We start from the raw sequence: 25,306 nt of genomic DNA on the forward strand, positions 1-25,306 counted from the left end.
TGAGAACGGCGGAGCAATATTCGACCACGGTAGCGGCGGGATAGTCCTGCTGCGGGCGGCGTAAAAGTCGTCCACCTTGAAGCCTTTCTGCCGAGTCAGGGAGGTGTGGGGATCTACAGCGTGGAACTTTATCTTCAGGTCCGTCTGGCTTGCGCGGATGGCATGAGCCAACGGGCGGCGGCGAAGCGTTTCAATGTGTCGCGCGATACGGTACGCAAGATGCTGTCGTTTTCATCGCCGCCGGGTTACCGGCGCCAGTCCGTACCGCAGCGCCCGAAGCTGGACGGGTTTGTGGCGATCATTGATGGATGGCTTGAGGGTGACCGCAGTGTCCCGCGCAAGCAACGCCATACGGCGAAGCGGGTATTCGACCGTTTGCGCACCGAGCATGGTTTCACCGGCGGCTATACGATCATCAAGGATTACATCCGGGAGCGCGAACAGCGCAGCCGGGAGATGTTCGTGCCGCTGGCGCACCCTGCGGGAGATGCGCAGGCCGATTTCGGGGAAGCGCTGGTGGAGATCGGCGGGGTGGAGCAGAAGGCCTACTTCTTCGCGCTCGATCTGCCGCACAGTGATGCCTGCTATGTGCGGGCCTATCCGGCGGCGGTGGCGGAGGCCTGGGTGGACGGACACGTGCATGCCTTCGCGTTTTTCGGCGCGGTACCGCGCTCGATCGTCTATGACAACGATCGCTGCCTTGTGGCGAAGATCCTGCCCGACGGCACGCGGCAGCGTGCAACATTGTTCAGCGCTTTCCTGTCACATTACGTGATCCGCGACCGCTATGCTCGCCCGGGCAAGGGGAACGAGAAGGGCAATGTGGAGGGGCTGGTAGGCTATTGCCGGCGCAACTTCATGGTGCCGATCCCGAAGTTCCCGACCTGGGAGGCGTTCAACCTGTGGCTGGAGGAGCAATGCCGCGAGCGCCAGCAGGACAAGGTGCGCGGGCAGAGCGAGACGATCGGTGAGCGGCTGCAGCGCGATCTTGCCGCCATGCAGCCTCTGCCCGCTACACCCTTCGAGGCCTGCGATCAGAAAGGCGGGCGGGTCTCCTCGCAATCCCTGGTGCGCTACAGGACCAACGATTATTCGGTTCCGGTGGCCTGGGGCCATCAGGAGGTCTGGATCAGGGCCTATGTCGATGAGGTGGTGATCGGCTGCCGCAGCGAAGTCATCGCCCGTCATCCTCGTTGCTATGCCCGCGAGGAGGTTGCCTTCGACCCGCTCCATTATCTCCCGCTGATCGAGCAGAAGATCAACGCATTCGACCAGGCTGCGCCTTTGCAGGGCTGGGACCTGCCCGAAGCGTTCACGACACTGCAGCGGTTGATGGAAGGGCGCATGCACAAACATGGCAAGCGCGAATATGTGCAGGTACTGCGCCTGCTGGAAACGTTCACCCTCGCCGATCTCCAGGCGGCGGTCGAACAGGCCATCGATCTTGGCGCCATCGGCTTCGATGCCGTCAAGCACCTCGTCCTGTGCCGGATCGAACGCGTACCGCCCAGGCTGGACCTGGACGTCTATCCCTTCCTGCCACGCACCACGGTCGAGAAGACCTTTGCCAGAGCCTATCTGAGCCTGCTCTCCGACCGGCAGGAGGCCGCATGAGCGATCAGGCCCCGGAGATCCTTCTCGCTCACCATCTCAAGGCGCTCAAGCTGCCTACGTGCCTGCGTGAGCATCACAAGCTCGCGCGGCAATGTGCCGCTGAAGGCGTCGATCATATCCGCTTCCTCGCCCGCCTCGTCGAGATGGAAATGATCGACAGGGAGCGTCGCATGGTCGAGCGGCGCATCAAGGCCGCGCGCTTCCCCGCCGTCAAAAGCCTCGACAGCTTCGACTTCGCCGCCATCCCCAGGCTCAACAAGATGCAGGTGCTCGAGATGGCGCGCTGCGAGTGGATCGAGCGGCGTGAGAACGCCATCGCTCTGGGGCCATCAGGCACCGGAAAGACGCACGTAGCGTTGGGGCTCGGACTGGCAGCATGCCAGAAAGGACTGTCGGTGGGCTTCACCACCGCGGCAGCGCTGGTCAGCGAAATGATGGAGGCCCGCGACGAGCGCCGTCTTCTGCGCTTCCAGAAGCAGATGGCCGGATACAAGCTGCTCATCATCGACGAACTGGGCTTTGTGCCGCTCTCCAAGACCGGCGCCGAACTGTTGTTCGAGCTGATCTCCCAGCGTTACGAACGCGGCTCCACCTTCATCACCAGCAACCTGCCCTTCGACGAATGGACCGAAACCTTCGGATCTGAGCGTCTCACAGGCGCGCTCCTCGATCGCCTGACCCATCACGTCAGCATCCTCGAGATGAACGGCGAAAGCTATCGCCTCGCGCACAGCCGGGCCCGCAAGGCCAAAACCAGACCCTGAAAATTACACCAATGCCGGGGGGAGTGGCCCTCGGGCTACGCCCTCACGCCACTACCCCCGGCATGTAACACGATGGCCTGGTTTTACGCCGCCGAATGGCCGACTTTTGCTCCGCCGTTGACAGCTGGCTGCCATTGAGCATTGGGGTATCGACGCTGCCCTGCAACGCGCGGTCGGCATGTTTGCTCTGGGACTTTGGGACCGGCAGTGCCAGAAACTGCACCTTGCCCGCGACCGGTTTGGTGAAAAACCGCTCTATTTCGGCTGGTCCGGACAGACTTTCCTGTTCGCATCTGAGTTGAAGGCGATTGACGCCTGGCCGAATTTCACACGAGAAATCGACCGTGACGCGCTGGCACTTCTCATGCGCTATCTGGCGATTCCCGCACCTCGCAGCATTTTTAAGGGTATCTTCAAGCTGGAGCCAGGGTGCCTGCTCACGGTGGCGGGCACCCCGCCCGCGCAGCCGCCGCGCACTCCGCCGCGCGCCGGAACCCACTATGAAACGCTGGAAATTCGCCGCTGGTGGTCTCTTCCCGATCGCTTTGCCGCCGGATTCAATAACCAGTTTGCAGACGAAACCGAAGCATTGGCCACGTTGGAAGCTGGGCTGAACGAGGCTGTGGCGCTGCAATTGCAGGCCGATGTGCCGTTAGGCGTATTTTTGAGCGGAGGCATCGATTCGTCACTGATCGCTGCTTTGATGCAGCGTCAATCCGGCCAGCGCGTTCGCAGCTTCACGGTTGGGTCCGAACATGCTGAATATAACGAAGCGACCCATGCACGGGCCGTCGCGGATCATCTCGGCACCGATCACTACGAACTGTTCGTGTCGGACGCCGATGCAAAAGCCGTCATTCCGGCGTTGCCGACCATGTATGACGAACCCTTTGCGGATTCATCCCAGATCCCGACCCATCTGGTTAGTCGCGCCGCGCGTCAGCATGTGACCGTGGCGCTATCGGGCGATGGCGGCGACGAATTGTTCGGCGGTTATAATCGCTATCTATGGGGGTCTTCGCTGTGGAACAAGGCGTCACGGGTTCCCTTTGCGCTGCGGCAATTGATGGCCAAGAGCGTGCAACGAGTGCCGGGTGAGGCGTGGGACCGACTTTTGAGTGGCGTCGATGCCCGCCATGTGGGGTACAAAGTTCATAAAGTCTCCAACGCTATAGTTGGCGCACGGACATTCGACGATTTTTATCGCCATCTCATCAGCGAATGGCGCACGCCGGATCTGGTACTGCGTCAGAGCGGTATCGCGGCGCATGAAGATCATGACGTGATTTCTACATTGGCATGCGCCGATCCGACGGCGCGAATGATGTTCGCGGACGCGATGCTGTACCTGCCCAATGACATTTTGTGCAAAGTGGACCGCGCCGCTATGGCCATCAGTCTTGAAACGCGCGCGCCATTTCTGGATCATCGCGTGGCCGAGATCGCATGGCGCTTGCCCATGCACATGCGGATTCGCCGACGGACCGGCAAATGGGCTTTGCGCGAAATCCTGTATCGTCATGTCCCGCAGACGCTGATCGAACGTCCCAAGGCAGGGTTCGGCATTCCGATCGACGCCTGGTTGCGTGGACCGCTGCGTGAATGGGCGGAAATGTTGCTGGATGATCGCCGTATCCGCGCCGAGGGTTATTTCAATCCCGAGCAGGTGCGAGCGGCATGGACCACGCACCTGAAAGATGGCCAGAATCTGATGCAACGCTTGTGGCCGATCCTGATGTTTCAGGCTTGGCAGGATCATTGGCTGGGTGATCGCGCTATCAGTTAAGCGCTGTACCAGCGTCAAGCGGGGGGCTGTCGACGAGGTTGCTTTCGTCCGGCATGTCCGGTAGTTCAAATTTGAACGCGGTATAAAGGTACGATCGTCGTCGTTCAGCGATCGCGCTGGGACATGAGGCTGATGAATTGGGTAATATCAAATCTCGCGACGACCGATATGACAGCGAATTCCGCGTTCTGCGTGCCGTGGGCGAGCGGCCGGATTTCACGCAACGAGAGATTGCGCGATCGGCTGGCATCAGCCTTGGAGCGATTAATTACTGCTTGAAAGGACTGATCGCCAAAGGTCATGTCAAAGTTGAGAACTTTCAAAAGTCAGGTAACAAGAAAAACTATATTTATGTTTTGACACCGGAAGGTTTGGCAATAAGAGCCGCGATGGCCGCTAACTTCCTTCGTCGCAGGGTCGCGGAATATGAATCCCTAAAGGCTGAAATTGAGGCGTTGGAACAAGAAGAAGCTATTTTCCACCACAGCAGGCCTGCATCCGAGCGGCTGCAATCAGACAATTGACCATATTCGCCCACCACGCTTCGGTCGCAACCAACCGCAGGGGCTGCACGCCAGTCCGATGGAGCATTTTCAATGACAATCCGGAACCTTGCCGATCTCAAAATTGCCGTTATCGGCCTTGGCTATGTGGGCCTGCCGTTGGCGGTGGAATTCGGCAGGCAAAGGCCTGTCGTTGGCTTGGATATCAATACGGCGCGCATTGACGCGCTGCGTGCAGGTCAGGACGCGACGCTTGAGGTCGATGCCGATGAATTGGACGCTGCCAGCCATTTGACGTTCAGTACGCAGCTTGACGATATTGCCGACTGCAATGTCTATATTGTCACGGTTCCTACCCCGATCGACGCGCATAAGCGTCCTGATCTTACTCCGCTGCTGCGCGCATCTGAAATGGTGGGCAAGGTTCTGAAGTCTGGTGACATCGTCATTTATGAGTCCACGGTCTATCCCGGTTGTACCGAAGAGGATTGTGTTCCAGTCCTTGAGGCGCAATCCGGACTGACGTTCAATCAGGATTTTTATGTCGGTTACAGTCCTGAACGGATCAACCCGGGCGACAAGGCGCACCGATTGCCCAATATCTGCAAGGTGACGAGCGGTTCGACCCCGGAAGCCGCTGATCTGATCGACAGCCTTTATAGCGGAATCATCGTCGCTGGCACCCACAAGGCCGGCAGCATCCGTGTCGCGGAAGCCGCCAAGGTGATTGAAAATACGCAGCGGGATCTCAACATCGCGCTCGTCAACGAACTGGCGATCATTTTCAACAAGATGGGCATAGACACGCAGGCAGTGCTGGCTGCGGCTGGCACGAAGTGGAATTTCCTGTCGTTTCAGCCGGGGCTGGTCGGGGGGCACTGTATTGGCGTCGACCCATATTATCTGACTCACAAGGCTGAAGCGATCGGCTATCATCCTCAGATCATTCTGGCTGGTCGTCGACTGAATGACGAGATGGGCACGTTCGTCGTCGATCAGATGGTGCGGACCATGTTGCAGCGCCGTATTCATGTGAATGGCGCCAAGGCGCTGGTTATGGGGCTGACGTTCAAGGAAAACTGCCCGGACCTTCGCAATACGCGGGTCGTGGACATCGTCAGTACATTGCAGAGCTATGGCGTGGATGTGGATGTGTACGACCCTTGGGTCGATGCGGAGGAAGCGCGTCACGAATGCGGTATATCAACCATCGCGCAGCCTGAGCCAGGTAGCTATGACGCCGTAATTGTCGCAGTGGCCCATAGGCAGTTTCAGGACATGGCGCCGCAAGATATTCGTGCGCTCGCCACGCCGAGTGGCATCATCTATGACTTGAAGTCCATACTTCCGGCGGAGCTGTCCGATGCCCGCCTCTGACATGCCGGGCAATGGCGCGATCGGTTCCGTCCGGGGCGGAGCGGGTTTGGCCTATGCCGGTCGCCCGCGCAGCGCCGCCGCCAGATTCTATGATCTGTTGACGCCGCGGGAACGGCGGCGCGGCCTGCTGCTGCTTGGTATGGCTGCGATCATGGCGATCCTCGAAACGTTGGGCGTAGCATCCATCATGCCCTTCCTCGCCGTGCTCGGCGACACGATGCTGGTCGGTTCTAATCCCTGGTTGGCCGCGCTGTACGACCAACTCGGCCGCCCGGACATGAACAGCTTTCTTATCCAACTCGGCGTCGCGTCATTTATCGTTGTGCTCTTCTCGGCGGCCTTTCGGGTTGTCACCAACTATTTTCTCAATGACTACACAGAGATGATGCGCCACAGCCTGAGTGAGCGCCTTCTCGAAACCTATCTCCGCCAGCCATATGAATTTTTCATTCAGAGCAATAGTTCCGACCTTGCCAAGAGCATCCTGTCGGAGGTGGACCAGATCACGCAGAATTTCGTCCGCCCGCTGATCCAGATGGTCTCTTATGGCGTGGTTGCCATCTGCATCATCATTTTCCTGCTCGTGCTCGATTTTGCCGTTGCAGTGAGCGCGCTAGTCATCATTGGCGGCTCCTATGCTGCGATCTTCATGGCCGTCCGTCGGGTTCTGGGACGCGTCGGTCGGGAGCGGGTGGCCGCTAACCGCGAACGCTATTCTGCGGCGAGCGAGGCATTGGGCGGCATCAAGGCCATCAAATTGCTGGGGCGGGAAAGCGCCTATCTCAACCGTTTCCAGACACCGTCTATCCGTCAGTCGAAAACGCAGGCCATCAACACCACCGTCGCGCAACTGCCGAAATTCCTCATAGAAGCGATTGGCTTTGGCGGGGTGATCGCCTTGGCGCTGATCCTTTTGATCACCAGCGGCGGTGGATCCGGCACTGGACTAGGGCAGGTGCTGCCGGTGCTGGGCATTTATGCCTTTGCCGGTCTGCGCCTGCTGCCGGCAGCGCAGAATATTTACAGTTCCATCGCCAACATGCGGTTCGGTGTTGCCGCGTTAGACGAAGTCTACTCCGACATGCAGGAACGCCAGCGGCTGGCCGAAATGCCGACTGCCGCTCCGCAGCGCCTGCCAGTAACCCGGCGGATCAGGCTCGATCATATTCATTATCGCTATCCCGGCGCCGCCCGCAACGCCTTGACTGACATCAGCCTGGACATCCCCGTTGGCGCCAAGATCGGTCTGGTCGGCAGTACTGGTTGTGGCAAGACCACTCTGGTTGATCTTCTGCTCGGATTGCTCCACCCGACAGACGGCCAGATCATGGTCGACGATGCGGCGGTGAATCACAATAATTGCCGCGCCTGGCAACAAACGCTGGGCTATGTGCAGCAGGACATCTTCCTTGCCGACACCAGTCTGATCGGCAACATCGCTCTTGGCGAGCATCCGGACGATGTGGATCGTGACAGAGCAATCCAATGCGCGACCATCGCCGATCTCGATGCCTTCGTTATGGCGGACATGCCAGACGGTTACGACACGATGGTGGGTGAACGCGGAGTACGCTTGTCAGGTGGGCAGCGTCAGCGGATCGGCATCGCCCGGGCGCTCTACCGCGATCCGCAAGTGCTCATTCTGGACGAAGCCACCAGCGCGCTTGACAATCAGACCGAACAGACGGTGATGAACGCCATTTATAATCTGGGTGCTTCCATCACCGCCATCATCATTGCACATCGACTGTCTACTGTGCGTTCGTGCGAAACCATCTACATGCTGGAAAAGGGACGTCTTTGCGCGCAAGGAACCTATGACGAACTGGTGGAAACCAGTCCTCATTTCAGGCAACTAGCGCAACATGCTGGCTGACCGCATAAAATCCGGCTTGGTGTCGCTGCGTGGCCCGGTCCGGCCGGCACCATCGGGGAAAGGCAGATGATCAAGACCGGACAGGCCACCAATCGCCAGCTACGGGCGCATCTGCCGGCTGCGCTGCCGTCGCGCCTGCGTTCCCTGTGGCATAGCGCGCGCGGGGCGCATCTGGGATCGGGGTCCGTGATTTTCCCGCGCGCGCAGTTGCTGCGCTATCCGGGCAATATCCGCATCGGCGCGGAAGCGATCATCAAATCGGACGCGCACCTATGCCCCTGCCGCCCTACGGCCATCGTGTCGGTGGGGATGCGCACGACGATCGGTTTTCATACCTTTGTCTATGCATCGGAACGGATCGATATTGGCGATGACTGCATGATCGCGCCCTTCGTCTATATTGTCGACAGCGACCATGGCATTGCGGCCGGGACCAACATGAACCGTCAACCCAATGTCACACGCCCGATCAGCATCGGTGACGATGTCTGGATCGGCGCAAAGGCGGTCATCCTGTCCGGCAGCACCATAGGTTCAGGGGCGATCATTGCAGCCGGGTCGGTTGTCCGCGGCACGGTGCCGTCCGGAGCGATTTACGGTGGAATTCCCGCAAGAGAGATTGGGCGACGCTCATGAAGACCGGTATCATCATTCTGTGTCGTTACAATTCGCAGCGGCTGCCAGGCAAGATTTTGAGGGAACTTGGCGGGCGTACCGTGCTCGGCCTGATCCTTGATCGTATTAACAAGGCTGTTCCCGACAGGCCCGTGGTCGTTGCGACATCGGACGAGGCGAGCGACGATCCGATCGCGGATTATTGCCGACGCGCGGGCGTGGCCTGTTTCCGTGGCAGTCTCGACGATGTCGCGGGGCGCTTTCTGGAGTGCGCTGAAAAAAATGGTTGGGATTATGCCGTCCGGATCAACGGCGACAATGTGTTCGTCGATCAGCGCACCCTGGCAGAAATGACGGCGATTGCAGATACAGGCGTCTTCGATCTGGTGACAAATGTGCCCGGTCGTACCTTTCCCTACGGTATGAGCGTCGAAGTCGTCCGCACGGCGTTTTACCGGGACCAGATGGCGGCGGTCAGCGACATGGGCCATCGTGAGCATGTGACGTCCTGGCTGTACGATAATCCGGACATCGGCAATCGTTATCTTTACCGCAACCTTCGCTGTCCGGCTGCGACCGGGCTGGACCTTGCGCTGGACGATGCGGACGATCTGGATCGTATCAGCGCCGTACTGGACGCTGCCGGTCCCGATGTGGCGCGGCTGGACATGTCCGATATTGCCCGACTGGCACGGCGCCAATCCGTCGTATCGCCATGGCGCGGTGCTGCTGGTCCGATGTTGATCGCGGAAATCGGGGGCAATCATGAGGGGGATTTCGAGGCTGCCAAAGCGCTGGCGCAAGCGGCCATCGCATCAGGTGCCGATGTCGTCAAATTCCAAATCTATACCGGGACGGCGCTAGTTAGTCCGGTCGAAAGTCCGGACCGCCACGCCCATTTTAAACGTTTTGAACTGACGCCGGACCAACATATCGCGCTCGCTGAAATGTGCCGCGCGGCGGGTGTCGGTTATGTTTCATCCGTATGGGATCTGGAAAGCTTGGAATGGATCGACCCCTATATGGATTTCTACAAGATCGGTTCTGGAGATCTGACCGCATGGCCCTTGCTGCGTAACTTTGCCCAACGCGGTAAGCCGATCCTGCTGTCGACAGGCCTCGCCACGCTGGACGAGATCCTGCAGACGGTGGCGTTCATTCAGTCTGTCGATGACCGTTATCGGCAGCCGGAATGGCTGTGCCTGATGCAGTGCACATCCATGTATCCCATTCCCGATAGCGATGCGAATCTGTGCGTCATGGACACGCTGCGGGCGATGACGGGACTTTCGATCGGCTATTCGGACCACACCACCGGCATGATGGCACTGCGCGCCGCCACGGCGATGGGCGCTGAGGCGCTGGAATTTCATTTCACACTTGGTCGGGAGGGGCAGACATTCCGTGACCATCTGGTGTCGCTGACCGCCGATGAAGTACGTGCCCTCAAAGATGATATCGCTCAGATCATCGCCCTGCGCGGGCGGGGTGTGAAGGTCCCCCAACCGAGCGAAGTGTCGACCGGGCATACCACATCGTTCCGGCGCGCCGCCTATGCCTGCCGCCCCGTAGCGGCCGGCGCGACGATCACGGCCGATGATCTGTGCGTGCTGCGTCCGGCTCATGGCACCGACGCGCGCGATTTTGATCGGATCGTCGGCGCGACGGCGCTCCATGCTTTCGAACCGTTTCGCGCGATTGTATCTGGTGCAGACTATGAATGAAGCGTCCGAATTAGCCATAGCTAATGGCCTATGCGGACCACGCATGACCGATTCGGCATCGTGCAGGGGAGGACGGCGGCGGCATGGCTGACAGTTTCGTAGGTTCCGGCCCACTGGTGACCGTTTATGTCCCGTGCCGCAATTATGGCCGGTTTTTGTGCCAGGCGGTAGAAAGCGTGCAGCGCCAGCTCTATGCCAACTGGGAAATGATCATCTTCGACGAAGCGTCCGATGATGATACACTTGAAATAGCAGAATCCTTGCGTCGCGCCGATCCGCGCCGCATCAGGCTGGTCCACAACGTTCAACCGCGCGGCCTGCAGTGGATCGCCAACCGTGCACTTGAAACGGCGAACGGCAAATATCTGGTCCGCCTCGACGCTGACGACTGGCTGGATGAAAGCGCCCTGCTCGTCATGGTGGCGAAGCTGGAATCGGACGATAAACTCGGTCTGGTCTATGGTAATTATTATTATACCGACGCTGACGGCCAAATTCTGGGTGTCGAACGCGGCTATGATATCAATGCCGAAGAACAGTCGGGTCAATTGCCGCCGCACGGCGCCTGCACCATGGTGCGCGCCCGTGCGCTTAAGGCTGTCGGCGGCTATTCGGAGGATATCAATGCCCAGGACGGGTGGGAACTTTGGTTCAAACTGCGGCGTCGGGTCAAGGCCGCCAATCTCGACACGCCTGTCTTCTACTACCGGCAACATTCAACGTCGCTGAGCCGTAACTCGCAGCGCCTGCTGGCCGCGCGGTCGAAAATCCTGTCGCGGCTGTGCGATACGCTGGAGGGAAGTTACAAGCCAAGTTGCCTGGCAGTGATCGGTGCGCGCGAATCCTACCCCGATTTCCCCGGCGTGCCGTATCACGAGGTTGACGGGCAGAGCCTGCTGGAACGGGCCATCCTTTCTGCGACGGGCGCGACACGGGTCACTGACACGGTCGTTACGTCGGACAGCGAACGGGTGCTCACTTTTGCCGAACAGTTGGAACGTGACGGACGGGTCCCGCCCCACCGCCGGCAATTGCGCCAGACCGTCGCTGTCGAAAGCGCCGTGCCGTTACGCGAAATCCTGTCGGAAGCTGCCGCCGGACATCGCGGGGTGTATGACAGTGCACCGGATTGTCTGGCGTTCCTCAGCATTCATGCCTTCAATCGCCGCGCCGAGCATGTCGACAAGGCGCTAAGTGTTCTGCGGCTGACCGAATGCGATTCAGTAGTTTCGGTGCATCAGGAGCGCGAGCCGGTTTTTACGCATGGCCAGCAAGGCTTGCGGCTGCTCAATCCAGGACGACTGGATGAGCTATCCTATGTCCGCGAACGCCTGTATCGGTTCAACGGCGCGATACTCGCGCTGTGGCATGAGGTGATCGGCATGGGCAGCCTGTTGGGCGAAAATATCGCCTATATCGAAATGTCGGGCAAGGATTCGATCCAGCTGAAGGCGGATGCCGTTTCCGCCTTTTCCCTGTGATAGCATGATGACCCTAACGCAGCACGACATCCGTTTGCCCATGGTCAGGCAAGCCTCTGTCCTCCCCCCTTTTGGTCGGCTGCCGCAAGCCAGCGTCGTGAAGCGGCTTCTTCTTGCGTTATTTTCCGTAGGTGTCGGCTATGTACTTGCCAGTTTTCTGGTCGTCATCGATCAGCAGGATGCGTTTCAATATCGGCTGAACTTGCAAACCGGCGCCTATGACGCCCATCGCGACCCGTCGCTGTTCGCATGGTTGGTCCGCACCCTCGTCGAACAGTTTCCGCAGTCTGATCCGTTCATCATCATAGGCGCTTTTACCTGCGCGTCTTATCTCTACCTTGGGTTCCGGTCCAAGGCACATTGGTACAGGATCGCCGCTTTCCTGCTTCTCCTGATCCTTCCCCTGATGGGGTTTAATTATACACAGGTGATCCGGCAGGGGGCGGCAAACGCCTTCGTCCTGCACGCCTTGTTCGCATCTTCCTTGCCGGTTGCTGGCATATTGATGCTGCTTGGCGTGATGCTGCACATGACATATGCGCCGTTTGCCGCAGTGGTGTTGCTACGTATGATCTTTTTTCGAAAGGAACGGCAGTCAGATGGGGCATCTGGCTATGCAGAAATCTGGTACGATCGGATCGTGATTGTCGTCATGATCGCCAGCTGGGCCTTGCTGACCTATTATCAAGAAGTTCTCTTTCCGGAAGATCGAATTGCTGGTTACATTACTTATGAAGCCGATATTATAAAAAGGTTTCTGGCCTCATCCGCCATGATTTTCATGGCATGGCTGCTATATCCAAAGACTCGCGGGCCGATCGGTAGCTTCATGCTGTTTGCCACTATTTCCATCGCTATCGTGCTGCCTTTTACCTTCGACTTTTTACGTATGCAGACCTATGTGATGCCATTCATCATCTTTGCGGCCTTGATGTGCCGTGATAACAACCGAGCGCTTGTCGCGCTGGGGCTGTGCACGGCCATCTCGCTGTATGTGCAGCCGAATTTCTGATCCAGCCACCATGCCAATATCCGCACATAATAATGGCACAAACCGACGCGTCTTGTGTCTGCTGCAAAAGCCCTATGACCTGATAAATGCGACCGAATATGTGGCCGCCCATTGTCCAGAGGCCGAGATTCACGCTATTGTAATCGGTACTCATGCCAATGCAGTGGCTGTGCAGGAAATATGCCAGCAACGCCGGATTCCGCTGACCAGGGTGGCCGATCCGGACCTTTACGCCTATTGCGCGGCTTATCTGAATACCAAGCGCCATTGGCCCCGCGCACTCATCCTGTCCATAAAAGCAGCGCTTCTCCCGCTCGCCTACTTCTACTGGTTTTTTTCTTTTGGTAGGTTGGCATTCAAAGCGCGTCAGCAGCAATATGACTTGGTCCTGCTGGATGCATGGCGCACCAAATGTCTCTATGTGGCAGCCATGCCCCGCGGAGCCTTCCTTGTTCTGATGGACGGTGGATTTTCAACCCTGCACTATGGATTATGCCCCGCCTTTGAAAGTGGCGGAGCGGTCGCTTTGATCCGCAGGGCTCTGCACAAGCAACGGCCGCTGATGCCCGCCGTGTTGCGACACCTGGCAATTCGCCGCGCGACGGATGCCACGCCCTTTTTTACCTGCTATCATGATCAGATATCGGCAGATTGCCGATATCCCGTGCTCTCCAACAGCTACGCCAACTGTCGGCTGCTGCTAGGCGAGAAGAGGGTGCGGCCGAGTGTCATGATCCTCGGGATTCCGCTGCTCAAGCATATTGACGCCTATATTCAACGCGCACTCGATGCACAGGAAGCCGCAGGCCTGCCAAGAGACGCAGCAGCCATTGAATATCGCTTTCATCCCACGGACCGCAACCGTGCGAAGCTTGATGCCGCCTATGGCAGCATGATAGAATGCGGTGTTCGAGAACGGCGACTATATTTCAGCTATCCGAAATATAGTCTCGAGGTCGATTTTCTGGAACAGGAAGAAATCCCTGCGATTATTGTCGCCTACCCTTCCTCCAGCATAAGGTGGATAGAGGAAGTATTAGGTTCGAGCGTCCAGATCGTGCCGATGGTGGAGCGCTAATATATGCGGCTGGTCTTTGCCATCAGCAGTCTGGACATGGGAGGCGCTCAGCGGGTCGCGGTGAATTTGATCCGGGAATGGCAGGCGCGTGGCTGGACGATCACGCTCGTGGTGACCTATTCAGGCGGGGGGTCCGCCAGCTATTATAACATTCCGGCCGGCGTGGAGGTCGTGTATCTTGCCGATCTCGTTAAATTTCGATGGGGCGGACGGATCGCGAGGCAAATATGCCGCGTGTTCGCACTGCGCCGCCTGATCAAGGCCCGACAGGCCGATCGCGTCGTAGCGTTCGTCACAGATGCCAACCTGTTCGCCATCGCTGCATCCCTGGGCCTTGGCATCAAAGTGATCGTCAGCGAACGCAACTATCCGCCTGCTGAAGGCGGTTCGCGCTTTTTTGGCAAGGCCCGACAACTGCTCTATCCCTATGCGGAGCGCGTGGTCATACAAACCCGCCGGGGATTGGAATGGGTCACGCGAGCCATACCGACAGCTCGAGGAATGGCAATCGCGAACCCTGTCGTCCTGCCGCTGCCGACAAACCGTCCCGCGCTCGACCCTGCCGTGCTGCTGGACGCGGAAACGCGGTTGATTCTCGCAGCCGGGAGACTAGTGCCTGAGAAAGGCTTCGATGTGTTGATCGACGCCTTTGCTAGCGCGTGCGACCGACAGTCCAACTGGCAGTTGGCGATCGTCGGCGAGGGGCCGGAGCGCCCCGCCCTGGAACAGCGGATCGCAGCCGTGGACATGATCGGTCGGGTGCATTTGCTCGGCGCGGCGGGGAATATTGCGGATTGGTATCAGCGGGCACAGATATTCACTTTGACATCTTATTACGAAGGGTTTCCGAATACGCTGCTTGAGGCGATGGCGCATGGTTGCGCAGTCGTCAGTTTCGATTGCGACACCGGTCCGGCGGACATGATCGTTACGGGCGAAAACGGCCTGCTGCTGGGTCGTTCACCCGATCCGGATAAGCTGGCGCAGGCGCTGATCATGCTGATGACGGACGATCGGCAAAGGCAGGCACTTGCCGATGCCGCGCGCGGCGTTAGCCGGCGTTTCTCGATGGACGCCATACTTGCTCAATGGGACATCGCGCTCGAAATCGCACCGGTGCAAGGGGAACATGTGTGAGGCGCCTTAAGATATTGCAAATCCTAACCAGCCTGGGTCCTGGCGGGGCGGAACGTCTGGTTCTCGAAATGATGCCTCGGTTCAACCCGGACGCCTTCGATGTCCGGCTTGCGATCCTGCTGGATGACCAACGGGCACTTGATGTCTATGGTCATCAGGGCCGGTCGGTCGATGTGTTCGATATGCGTGGCGTGGGTGCGCCTGCGTCGCTTTTGGCCCTACGACGCCATGTGCGGCAAACAGTGCCCGATGTGATCCACGCGCACATGTTTCACTCACTGGCCGCTGCCGCCATTGCCACCACCGGCATCCGCCAGCTGCCTGCCTTGTGCTTTACCAGCCATTGCAACGAACTGGCTTTCCCACCGCTGCGGTCCGCAATCGTGCGCGCGCTGCGTGGTCGTCGCGCGGCGGATATCGTGTTTGTGGAAGGTCAGCATCCGCCGCTGAACACAGACAATGTGGTGGTGATTCCCAATGGAGTGGATGTCCCGCTGGCTGAGCCGGTCCGTACCCCTTGGGAGCCAGGCGGGCCAGTGCAACTCGTCTCCATCGGGCGTCTGGCAGACCAGAAGGATCCGCTTGGTCTCATTCATATCATGGCGGCGATCGACAATCCGCACCTGAAGCTGGATTTCTATGGAGAAGGCCCGCTGGAAACAGAGATGCGTGACCTGATTGCGCAACTTAACCTGGGTTACCGGGTACAATTGAAGGGTCTGACCCGTGACGTGCGGACGGTAATGCGTAAGGCTGACATCTTAGTCATGCCGTCAAAGTTCGAGGGTATGCCGATGGCGATGCTGGAAGCCGGTAGCGAAGCAATGCCGGTTGTCGCGACACCCGTGGGTGCCAATGCACGGATTCTGGGTGTCGACCGCGGCACGATCGCCGCCGCCGAGACATTCGGCAGTGCGTTGGTCCGCATGATCGCGGACCCAACGGCAGCGCTGGCCGCCGGACGACGGCTACGGCGCTATATCGACGATCACCACTCCATCGCTGCAACGACGCGAATGCATGAAATGGTTTACCGCCAGATCACAAACAGCAGGGCGCCTTGATCATGACCCATGCCCGCATGGCTAGCTGATGCTGGCGTGAGCGGAGGATATAGGCGCACCTTGGATACCCATGAACATGGGGAGGTCCTGCTTTGCCGCAAAGCCAGCCATGGTCTAGGATTGCGCGGCACCCCGAAGGATCGCAGATGAAGATGTTGGCGCGCACAATGCAATCATGGCTCCGCAGTGGCGCGCCATCAACCTTCGCCCGTTTGTTCCGGCTGCTCTATGGTGCGAGCAATGTGCGGATCGGGTCTAATTTTCGCTGTGATAGCCTGCCGCGGTGCTTGATTGATCCGGGTGCCCAACTTGATATCGGCGATAATGTTGAGTTCCGTAGCGGCGTGGAGTTGCGGGTCCATGGCAAGGCGCGCCTCGTCATCGAAGACGATGTCCGCATTGATCGTGGTGTTCGTATTCTTGCCGCGAATGAATCGGTTGTCCGTATCGGGGCCGGCGCCCGCATTGGCCTGTATTCGGTGCTGAATGGCGGTGATTGCATCGATGTCGGTGAAAAATCGCTGATTTCGGGATTTGTCTACCTACAGTCGAGCATGCATCGCTTTGCCAACAGTGGGGCTGCGATCAAGGATCAAGGCTATGATCATGGCCCAGTATCGCTTGGTCAAGGCGCTTGGCTGGCGGCTCATGTCGTCATCATGCCCGGTCGAAATGTTGGTGCCAATGCTATCGTGGGCAGCAATGCAGTTGTAACCGAGGATGTCGAACCAGGTATGATTGTTGCCGGTGTGCCGGCAAAGCCGATCAGCAGCTCGCGCGTGTGATACCACTTCAGGTCGGTTCTGCTTCCGTAAAGCATCGGTTGTTTCGCCGAACTGCCTTCTTGTGAGCTTCAGCACGTCGACGAAGCAAATATTATGTCGGACGCGAGAAGGGCAGAGGCCGACATAGGCTTGCCCTTGCTCGACTACCCAGCATTATTTCCCCGAATATTCACGAAACCAGGCGACGAAACTGGCGATGCCGTCCCGGAAATCAGTCGCCGGACGATAGCCGGTCAACCGCTCGAGCAGCGAGGCATCGGCCCAGGTGGCGGGCACGTCGCCCGTCTGCATCGGCATGTAGTTGCGGATCGCCTTCATTCCCAGGCTCGCCTCGATCGCATCGATGAAGTCGAGCAGGCGCACCTTGTCGTTGTTGCCGATATTGACGATGCGGAACGGCGCGACGGGGCTGAGAGAGTCTCCGGCCACGATGTCGGCGCGCGATGCCGGCCGCTCGGGCGCTGCGTCGATCAGCAGGCGGATCGCACGGACAAGATCGTCGACATAGGTAAAGTCGCGATACATGTCGCCATTATTGTAGATGTCGATCGGACGGCCATCGAGCATCGCACCGACGAACTTGTAAAGCGCAAGATCGGGGCGACCCCACGGACCATAGACCGTGAAGAAGCGGAACATCGTCGTGGGAAGGGTATAAAGATGCGCATAGGCATGCGCCATCGATTCATTGGCCTTCTTCGTTGCGGCATAGATGGTGAGCTGCGTATCGGCCTTTTCGGTCTCGATGAAGGGCATGTCTTCATTCGCGCCATAGACCGAGGAGGTCGAGGCCATCAGCAGATGCTGCACCGCGTTGCGCCGCGCCGCTTCCATGACGTTGAACGTGCCGATGACATTGCTGTCGAGATAGGCGCGCGGATTTTCGAGGCTGTAGCGCACGCCCGCCTGGGCGGCGAGGTGGACGATGACGTCGGGCTTGAAGGCGTCGATGGTGTCATCGAGCAGCGCTTGGTCTTCGAGCATGCCCTCGGTCGCGGTGAAATTTGCATTTTCACTCAGATCCGCATGCCGAGAGCGCTTAAGATTGACGTCATAGTAGTCGGTCATTCCGTCATAACCAGCAACGACAAATCCTTCGGCAAGCAGAAGCCTGGAAAGATGAAAACCGATAAACCCAGCTGTGCCGGTGACGAAAATGCGCTTTAGGTTAGCCGTGCTATCTGGCATTGAGAATAGATCCGTTGTCTATGTTTAGATGGATAAATTTGGGGCGGCAGCTTTGTGAGTTGGACGATGATATTCCGGGACTAACTTGTGGAGGATGGAGAGCGCTTGCGAGACATCACCCTGCCTGAGACGATCAGCCAGACCTTCCAAAATATCCGACAAGGAATTCCATGGGTGCACCGCTTCGCGCGCCTGCATGATCCGCGAATGCACTGTCGGCGCCGGATTGTCGCCGATCAGAAGCTCTTCATACAGCTTCTCGCCAGGGCGCAATCCTACCTCGATAATCTCGACGTCGCCCTCCGGCGTCGCCGCATCGCGCACCGTCAGGCCAGACAATCGGACCATCGTCTCGGCCAGATCTCGGATCAGCACCGGCTGGCCCATGTCTAGGACGAAGACCTCGCCGCCCTCGGCCATGCCGCCAGCCTGGATCACAAGTTGCGAAGCTTCAGGAATAGTCATGAAATAGCGGGTAACATCCTTGTGCGTGATCGTCACCGGGCCACCGGCGGCAATCTGCTGCTTGAACAGGGGCACGACCGAGCCGCTCGATCCCAGCACATTGCCGAAGCGGACCATGGTGAAGAGCGTTTTGTCCTGCTCCTGCGCGCGCGCCTGCAGGATCAGTTCGCAGACCCGTTTGGACGCGCCCATGACATTGGTCGGGCGCACTGCCTTGTCGGTGCTGACCAGTATGAAGCGCCGGACGCCCACCGCCTCGGCGGCGAGTGCGCAATAGAGGGTGCTAAAGATATTATTGCGCATGCCCGCGATCGGATTGCTCTCGACCAAAGGCACATGCTTGTAAGCGGCGGCGTGATAGACGGTTTCGGGTTGCCAACGGCGGAAGATGCGGAAGACGGAATCCTTATCAGCGACGTCAGCCAGCTCGGGGATCAGCTCGAGCTCGCAACCTTCGGCGAGCGCCAATCTGCGCAATTCGCTCTCGATCGCGTAGAGGAAATATTCCGACTGCTCGACGAGGATCAGCCGCTTCGGCCGCGAGTGAATGATCTGGCGGCACAGTTCGCTGCCGATCGAGCCGCCCGCGCCCGTCACAAGTACGTTTTTGCTCAAAAGCGATCGGCCCATCAGCAATTCATTTGGTGCGACTGCATCGCGGCCAAGCAAATCCTCGACCTGGACGTCGCGAATGTCATTAACGGCGAAATGGCCGTCGATCAGTTGGCCGATGCCTGGCAACATGCGCACGCGGATCTTGCGGGCCTGCAGCGCCTCCACGATCTCGCGCCGACGTACGCGCAATGCGCTCGGGATCGCCAAGACAACCTCGTTCACCCGCCGCTCTTCCAGGACGCTGTCGAGGATGGAGGAATGCCAGACGGTAATACCATCAAGCTGCTGATTGCTGAGGCGCTCATCATCGTCGATATAGCCTACAAGCAGGAGATGTGGCTCCTGCCGCAGCGAATTGGCAAGCTGCTGCCCGCCCCGCCCCGCGCCATAGATGAGCAGCCGCCGTCGCTCCTCGGTCCTGCCACGCGCAAGATGGAGATAGTCGCTCACAACGAAGCGCAGGCTGAGGCGCATAAAAAGCATCAACAGGAAGAAGATGATCGGATGCAGGACGGCAATCGTGCGGGGCACGCCGTCTATCTGGATGAAACCGAAGATGATCGTCAGCGGAATTCCGAGCATCGCGCAGGCGTAGAACAGCCTGCCCGATGCGCGGGCGCCTGAAAAGCGTATAAGGTTGCGATAAAGTCCGGTTGGCCAGGCGATAATGGTCCAGAATAAAAGCGTCGTCGCAGTTAGGATCAGGAGTGCGTGCAGATCATGTGGCCATTCACCTAGCCGCAGAGCCAAGGCGACCCAGGCAGCGATCAGGCAGAGCAGGCAATCGAAGCCGAAGACCATCCATTTACGCGCCGAGCGTGGCAGACTGGTTAATGCCTCGAGCGCGTTAAGAAGGGCGCTTTGCGTTTCCCTCGTCATTTGCCTTGAGCGTCCTTGATAATCGTGGCGGCCAATGCGCCCTAAGATATTCCTGGAAAAGGCTAATGTGACCAACCTTAGCCTGACGAATGGCGATTGCGTCCCTTACTCCACCGTTACCGACTTCGCGAGGTTGCGCGGCTGGTCTACATCGGTGCCTTTTGTGACCGCCACATGATAGGCCAGCAATTGCACCGGCACGCTGTAGACCAGAGGCGCGATCAGCGGATGGACCTTTGGCATGGTGATCGTTGCCAGACAACCGGTGCCAGCCTCCCGAATCCCGTCATAATCGCTGATCAGTACCACCTTCCCGCCGCGCGCTTGCACTTCCTGCATGTTGCTGACCGTCTTTTCGAATAGAGGGCCTGAAGGCGCGATGACGATGACCGGCACATTCTCGTCGATAAGGGCGATGGGGCCATGCTTCATCTCGCCGGCGGCATAGCCCTCAGCATGAATATAGCTAATTTCCTTAAGCTTGAGCGCGCCTTCGAGCGCGAGCGGATAATCAGTGCCGCGTCCCAGATAGAGCACGTCGCGTGCCATCGCGATGTCAGCGGCGACGCCTTTGATCGTGTCTTCATAGGCGAGAGCGGCGTTGAGCGCAGCTGGGGCTTCGGCCAGATGTTTGACGACCGCATGTTCGTCTTCGGGCGTCAATCGTCCTTTGGCGCGCGCCAGATTGGCAGCGAGCGCGGCGAGCACCGCGAGCTGGCAGGTGAAGGCCTTGGTCGAAGCAACGCCGATTTCCGGGCCAGCATGGGTTGGCAGCAGCAGATCGGCCTCACGCGCCATGGAACTGGTCGGGACATTGACGACAACGGCGATTTTCTGGCCCTCTTCGCGCGCATGCCGTAGCGCGGCAAGCGTATCGGCGGTTTCCCCCGACTGACTGATGAAGAGCGCCAGGCCGCCCGGCTCGATCACCGGTGCGCGATAGCGGAATTCAGACGCCACATCGAGATCGACGGGTACGCGCGCAAACTGCTCGAACCAGTAGCGTGCGATCATGCCGGCATAGAAGCTGGTGCCGCAGGCGACGATCGTCACCCGCCTGATCGCTGACAGGTCGAAATCGGGGATCGGCAGCGTCAGCGTCTCGTCGATGCGCTGGAGGTAGGAGCGCAACGTTTGGGCAACCACGATCGGCTGCTCATAAATTTCCTTGATCATATAATGGCGATGATTGCCCTTGGAGATCAATTCTCCATCCACCCCCGACTGGATGATCGCGCGCTCGACCGGTTGGTTGGCCTGGTCGAAAACCTGTACTTCTTCCCGGCTGCAGACGACCCAGTCGCCTTCTTCCAGATAGATGACCCGCTGGGTGAGCGATGCCAGGGCAAGTGCGTCCGAGCCAATATAGGTCTCCCCCTCCCCGACGCCGACGACCAGTGGTGAGCCTAGCCGCGCTCCAATGAGAAGGTCAGGTCGATCGCGGAAAAGGATTGCGAGCGCGAAGGCGCCGCGCAACTGCGGCAGCACATCGCGCACCGCCTCAACAGGGTCGGCACCGGCTTCTACTTTTTCACTGATCAGGTGAGCGACGACTTCGGTGTCGGTTTCGCTTGTGAAGGCGCGGCCGCGGGCGATCAATGCCTCGCGTAGCGGTTTAAAATTCTCGATGATGCCATTGTGGACGACGGCAACCTTGTCGGTGGCATGGGGGTGAGCATTGTTGGTGGTTGGCCCGCCATGCGTGGCCCAGCGCGTATGGGCGATGCCGATAGCGCCGAAAAGTGGCTCAGTTTCGAGCGCATTGGCAAGATTGCCGAGCTTGCCGGAGGCTCTCCGTCGTTCGATCGCATTGTTATGGACCGTAGCAATTCCGGCGGAATCATAGCCGCGATATTCAAGGCGCTTGAGACCATCGAGAAGCCGTTCGGCGACACCTTCATGGCCAACAATGCCGATTATTCCGCACATGGAAATCCTGCCCCTGAAATTGTGAGCGCCTCTTAGGCATAATGGGCAAGTTAAGGCAAGTTAAAGGGACTCATATATTATTCCGCTTTGACACCGGCTTCACCCGTTCAGCGAGGCTGATCATCAACGGCCAGAACAGTGTGTTGGCGATATCGAAATAGGTGTCCGTCGGTCGCCACCCATAAGCGAGATAGTCGAGAATTTCATTGCAGGTTTCGGCGAGGATGACGCATAAAAAGGGAATGAAGCTGCTATAAGGACGGCGCGTTATCAGCCGTGTCAGCACGAATATGGCCAGTCCGCTATGAATATGGAGAAGATTGTCCGCAAGGCCCGTTTTATCACTGATCCACAGGATAAGGCGATGATATTCTCGTGGGATATCAAGATGATACGGAATAATCGGAGCCATGATTATCTGAAGCGGAACATTGGCGAATATCGGATATACCGCGCGGCTGCACCCTTTAATTTATCGTTTAAACGACTGTTAAATGGGATGAGCTGCCAACGGCAGGTTTAAAGTCACGCTGCTTTATATTATTGCAAAGCGATAGTAACAGGGAGAGGGCGATGATCTTTCAGGATGGAGAATTGCGCCGGGTCGATAATAGCAAGCCTATGCTGTTCGACGGGTGGGCCTATGTTCCGATGGAGCTAGCATCTACCCCTGTCAATGTCCTGACCCTGGAGGAAGGTGAATCGGCGCCGATGAAGCAGGACAAGCCTCCCATACCTGCTTCCAAATAAACCCCGGCAATTTGCGGGGCCTTGTCAGCCCTAGATTGAAATCAACAAGCGAATTTCTGAGGGCGGCTCGTGCTGTCTGTTGCCAAGTGACTTTGGCAACAGACGATACTCCGAGCACTCAATAGCCCCAGCGTAAGCAAGGCTTGTCAAAGCGCTGCCTATCCCACCCCCGGATATACAGAAAAATGGCGGCTCGACGGCCGCCATTTCAATTATTTCTCAAATGCTCAGTTGCTGTCTGGATCATCGTCATCCGTCGTGACTGCGACAACTACCAGAGCACCGGCCAGTAGCACGCCGGCACCAACTGCGGTCGATGACAGCTTACTGGCCTTCTTGGGAGCGGTAACCGCCTTCACGTTGCTAGCCTTGGCAACCGAAAGGGCGGATGCCGAGTTTGCCATCACAGGTGCGGCCATCAGCGACGACGCCATCAAACCGGCAAGAACAAGCTTCAAACGCATATCAAGCATCCTAAAAGTTTGGTTTCAATTAGCATTGGCTTTGCAACCATGCAAGCATATTATTGGCGGACTTGCGTTGCCTCGTCTTCAGAACGCCGCTTACTGCCGCGCTGTTCCGCAATTTCCTGAATGATCCAACGTTTATCCCCTTCGAAAGCCATCGCACTCAAAATGCCCGAACGATAGGCACCCGTGTCCAGGCCAATGCGGCCATGATGCTCGGCTATATTTTCAAAGATCGTATGGCCATGGACGACCACCATTCCTGGAATTGCAGGCGAAGCATGTTTCTCAGATTCGCGGAGAAATTCTTCACGAATCCAGCGTAAATCACCCGCACGCTGCTTTTCGAGTGGTACGCCGGGGCGGACGCCAGCATGGACGAAGACATAGTCGCCTTCAACGATCATGTCCTCGAAGCTTTCAAGGAAGCGCTTGTGAGAGAGAGGTACGGCAGATTGCAGCATCGCAGCGAGTTCGAGATAATTGGCCGCTTCATAGGCTTGCCGTGTTATGCCGTAGCTTAGGATCGTCTCTGCTCCTCCAATGCGGTCGAAAAAGCGGATCGCTTCGCGGTTTCCGCTAAGCGCGGTCAGGAAAAGCTCTTCATGGTTGCCGAGCAGAAAGCGCGTTTCGGGACGGTCAGCCTTGAGCTTGATCAGGCGGTCGATCACCTGGGCCGATCGAGGTCCTCGGTTGATAAGGTCACCGAGAAAGATCAATTCGCCCTTTGGTTGACCGCGTTCCAACTCGTCGTCGCGGATCCGCGTCAGCAGGCCGTCAAGCAGATCGAGATGGCCGTGAATGTCGCCGATCGCGTAAAAGCGGCGGCCATCAGGGACATGGGCGACAGTTGAAGGGCGGCGGCCAAAGCAAGAGAGAATTTTTACAAGCATCGTTGGATGCAAACCCTTAACGGCTTTAAGCAGTGGAAATGACACTGATCGACCCTAGCAGGATTTGCCGCGCAAGGCTTTGGAAATATGTGATGTTCTGCGTTGCCATCATATCGGCGCCACTTCTTTCCGCTGCGCCAGCACCGGCACAAGAGGCGCCACCCTTTGAGGTCATTCGCACACTTGATGCAGAGATGGCCGGCATTGGCTATCGCCTCGCCACCGCCAATGCCCCCTTGTGCGACCGGCAGGAACCGGGTTTGGGTTTGCTGCTTCATACGCCCGATCAATATGCGCGTGACATCCGCGAGACAGCGATCCGTCATTTTCATTTCGATGGACCGGTAGGGGTTGAAGCGGTGATCGCCAAATCTCCTGCCGCCGCAGCGGATATCAAGGAGGATGATACAGTGATTGGCGTGGGACAAACGCGCTTTCGCCCTACGGATCCCCAGACCAACTCGAGCACCGCTTCTCTCATAGCAGCGACCCACCAGATCATGGCGCTTCCCCCTAATGGTCCGATCACGCTGCATATACGTCGGAGCGGCGTCGATCAGATCCGCAGGGTCATCCCGGTTCCTGCCTGTCGCTCGCGGTTCGAAGTGGCCTTTGGCAATAGTTTTCTTGCTCAGGCGGATGGTGAATTGGTTCAGATCAGCAGTCGTTTCCTGACCGACTATCCACAGTGGGCGCCCGTGCCGATAGCGCATGAGTTGGCCCATAATATTCTGCGTCACCGCGAGCGGTTAGAAGCAAAGGGCGTGAGCTATGGCCTGTTGTCGGGTATCGGCCGCAATGTCCGGTTTTTCCGGCAAACCGAATTGGAAGCAGATATTCTGTCTATATCGCTACTAACCAATGCTGGATACGACCCCAAAATCGCCCTGCTTTTCTGGCAGGCCTTCGGTCCTGCGCATGCTGGTAGCCTGTTTCGTAGCCGTACGCATCCGAGTTGGAAGACGCGTACTGGCATTATGGCACGCACAATCGCTGAAATGGCGCCAGAGCGCTCCCTCCATCCTGACATCATCGCGGCACGGGATCGGCCAATCGATGGGAAATGGCAGGATTTGTTGAAAAAAGAGCACTGACGAATGTCAGGTGACGCGATAGGCGTGGAAATGGCGTGCGGCGGCAAGTTGGCGAGGATAGGGTTTCGATATTCTCCTGGCAACGCTAGCGCCCTGCCGCCAGAAACGTCTTAAACGGTGTCCTACAGGCACAAGGCGATTGCTGCCATGGGATTCCACTCCGCCTACATGTGATAGTGTCCTTATCGTAGATATAAATCGGATACAGAG

The 25,306-nt window shown here is 58.1% G+C and carries 22 protein-coding genes; 16 read left to right on the forward strand and 6 right to left on the reverse strand.

Translation table 11 applies throughout. From position 1 onward, the window contains the following. The first annotated feature begins 120 nt into the window (after positions 1 to 120). The 14 genes from istA to M529_RS41510 all read left to right on the forward strand — a co-directional run bounded on the left by istA (position 121) and on the right by M529_RS41510 (position 16,816). Positions 121 to 1,614 (forward strand): IS21 family transposase, encoded by a 1,494-nt coding sequence (gene istA / locus M529_RS41460; protein WP_031294232.1) that lies wholly within the window; start codon positions 121 to 123, stop codon positions 1,612 to 1,614. Continuing rightward, positions 1,611 to 2,378, forward strand: a complete 768-nt coding sequence (gene istB, locus M529_RS41465; RefSeq protein ID WP_007686288.1) for an IS21-like element ISSsp5 family helper ATPase IstB — start codon at positions 1,611 to 1,613, stop codon at positions 2,376 to 2,378. The genes istA and istB overlap by 4 nt, the downstream gene beginning before the upstream one ends. A 133-nt stretch (positions 2,379 to 2,511) precedes the next feature. Then, complete coding sequence (asnB, locus tag M529_RS41470) at positions 2,512 to 4,164, forward strand: asparagine synthase (glutamine-hydrolyzing) (RefSeq protein WP_269078884.1); 1,653 nt, start codon at positions 2,512 to 2,514, stop codon at positions 4,162 to 4,164. Positions 4,165 to 4,301: 137 nt separating this feature from the next. Further along, positions 4,302 to 4,688, forward strand: a complete 387-nt coding sequence (locus tag M529_RS48545) for a MarR family EPS-associated transcriptional regulator (RefSeq protein ID WP_084491235.1) — start codon at positions 4,302 to 4,304, stop codon at positions 4,686 to 4,688. A gap of 72 nt (positions 4,689 to 4,760) precedes the next feature. Next, entirely contained in the window at positions 4,761 to 6,044 is a 1,284-nt protein-coding gene (tviB, locus tag M529_RS41480) for a Vi polysaccharide biosynthesis UDP-N-acetylglucosamine C-6 dehydrogenase TviB (protein ID WP_021319128.1), read from the forward strand. After that, a complete protein-coding gene (locus M529_RS41485; RefSeq protein WP_021319129.1) occupies positions 6,031 to 7,920 on the forward strand; it encodes an ABC transporter ATP-binding protein in 1,890 nt (629 codons plus the stop codon). The genes tviB and M529_RS41485 overlap by 14 nt, the downstream gene beginning before the upstream one ends. 66 nt (positions 7,921 to 7,986) lie before the next feature. Continuing rightward, the gene (locus M529_RS50355; protein ID WP_021319130.1) at positions 7,987 to 8,556 is read left to right on the forward strand and encodes an acyltransferase; all 570 of its coding nucleotides are present in this window, start codon (positions 7,987 to 7,989) and stop codon (positions 8,554 to 8,556) included. Then, positions 8,553 to 10,259, forward strand: coding sequence for an N-acetylneuraminate synthase family protein (locus M529_RS48550; protein WP_021319131.1), 1,707 nt, complete (start codon positions 8,553 to 8,555; stop codon positions 10,257 to 10,259). The genes M529_RS50355 and M529_RS48550 overlap by 4 nt, the downstream gene beginning before the upstream one ends. An 83-nt stretch (positions 10,260 to 10,342) precedes the next feature. Continuing rightward, positions 10,343 to 11,740 carry a glycosyltransferase family 2 protein gene (locus tag M529_RS47835; protein ID WP_021319132.1) on the forward strand — a complete coding sequence of 466 codons (1,398 nt, stop codon included), beginning with the start codon at positions 10,343 to 10,345 and terminating at the stop codon, positions 11,738 to 11,740. 4 nt (positions 11,741 to 11,744) lie between these two features. Next, positions 11,745 to 12,752, forward strand: coding sequence for a hypothetical protein (locus M529_RS41490; protein WP_021319133.1), 1,008 nt, complete (start codon positions 11,745 to 11,747; stop codon positions 12,750 to 12,752). Positions 12,753 to 12,762: 10 nt separating this feature from the next. After that, positions 12,763 to 13,830, forward strand: coding sequence for a hypothetical protein (locus M529_RS41495; RefSeq protein ID WP_133058545.1), 1,068 nt, complete (start codon positions 12,763 to 12,765; stop codon positions 13,828 to 13,830). A gap of 3 nt (positions 13,831 to 13,833) precedes the next feature. Next, positions 13,834 to 14,967 (forward strand): glycosyltransferase family 4 protein, encoded by a 1,134-nt coding sequence (locus M529_RS41500; RefSeq protein WP_021319135.1) that lies wholly within the window; start codon positions 13,834 to 13,836, stop codon positions 14,965 to 14,967. Then, positions 14,919 to 16,031, forward strand: coding sequence for a glycosyltransferase (locus M529_RS41505; protein ID WP_084491237.1), 1,113 nt, complete (start codon positions 14,919 to 14,921; stop codon positions 16,029 to 16,031). The genes M529_RS41500 and M529_RS41505 overlap by 49 nt, the downstream gene beginning before the upstream one ends. Positions 16,032 to 16,177: 146 nt before the next feature. After that, a complete protein-coding gene (locus M529_RS41510; RefSeq protein ID WP_021319137.1) occupies positions 16,178 to 16,816 on the forward strand; it encodes an acyltransferase in 639 nt (212 codons plus the stop codon). 153 nt (positions 16,817 to 16,969) lie between these two features. On the opposite strand, the gene M529_RS41515 is transcribed toward M529_RS41510, so the two are convergent. From M529_RS41515 to M529_RS41530, 4 genes are all read right to left on the reverse strand, one after another. After that, positions 16,970 to 18,004 carry an NAD-dependent epimerase/dehydratase family protein gene (locus M529_RS41515; protein WP_031295254.1) on the reverse strand — a complete coding sequence of 345 codons (1,035 nt, stop codon included), beginning with the start codon at positions 18,002 to 18,004 and terminating at the stop codon, positions 16,970 to 16,972. A gap of 24 nt (positions 18,005 to 18,028) precedes the next feature. Beyond that, positions 18,029 to 19,963 carry a polysaccharide biosynthesis protein gene (locus M529_RS41520; protein WP_086458014.1) on the reverse strand — a complete coding sequence of 645 codons (1,935 nt, stop codon included), beginning with the start codon at positions 19,961 to 19,963 and terminating at the stop codon, positions 18,029 to 18,031. Between the two features lie 105 nt (positions 19,964 to 20,068). Next, positions 20,069 to 21,892, reverse strand: a complete 1,824-nt coding sequence (glmS, locus tag M529_RS41525; protein ID WP_021319140.1) for a glutamine--fructose-6-phosphate transaminase (isomerizing) — start codon at positions 21,890 to 21,892, stop codon at positions 20,069 to 20,071. A 70-nt stretch (positions 21,893 to 21,962) separates the two neighbouring features. Then, positions 21,963 to 22,304, reverse strand: a complete 342-nt coding sequence (locus tag M529_RS41530; protein ID WP_021319141.1) for a hypothetical protein — start codon at positions 22,302 to 22,304, stop codon at positions 21,963 to 21,965. Between the two features lie 161 nt (positions 22,305 to 22,465). On the opposite strand from M529_RS41530, the gene M529_RS49795 reads away from it, so the two are divergent. After that, on the forward strand, positions 22,466 to 22,642 hold the full coding sequence (locus M529_RS49795) for a hypothetical protein (protein WP_021319142.1): 177 nt from the start codon (positions 22,466 to 22,468) through the stop codon (positions 22,640 to 22,642). A gap of 227 nt (positions 22,643 to 22,869) precedes the next feature. On the opposite strand, the gene M529_RS41535 is transcribed toward M529_RS49795, so the two are convergent. Both M529_RS41535 and M529_RS0124945 read right to left on the reverse strand, forming a co-directional pair. Further along, on the reverse strand, positions 22,870 to 23,106 hold the full coding sequence (locus tag M529_RS41535) for a hypothetical protein (RefSeq protein ID WP_133066618.1): 237 nt from the start codon (positions 23,104 to 23,106) through the stop codon (positions 22,870 to 22,872). A 59-nt stretch (positions 23,107 to 23,165) separates the two neighbouring features. Then, positions 23,166 to 24,002 (reverse strand): metallophosphoesterase family protein, encoded by an 837-nt coding sequence (locus tag M529_RS0124945; RefSeq protein WP_051184081.1) that lies wholly within the window; start codon positions 24,000 to 24,002, stop codon positions 23,166 to 23,168. Between the two features lie 38 nt (positions 24,003 to 24,040). On the opposite strand from M529_RS0124945, the gene M529_RS0124950 reads away from it, so the two are divergent. Then, positions 24,041 to 25,096, forward strand: coding sequence for a M48 family metallopeptidase (locus M529_RS0124950; RefSeq protein ID WP_133058544.1), 1,056 nt, complete (start codon positions 24,041 to 24,043; stop codon positions 25,094 to 25,096). The last annotated feature ends 210 nt before the right edge of the window (positions 25,097 to 25,306 follow it).

It is taken from the genome of Sphingobium ummariense RL-3 (genome assembly GCF_000447205.1).
Taxonomy (GTDB): Bacteria; Pseudomonadota; Alphaproteobacteria; order Sphingomonadales; family Sphingomonadaceae; genus Sphingobium; species Sphingobium ummariense.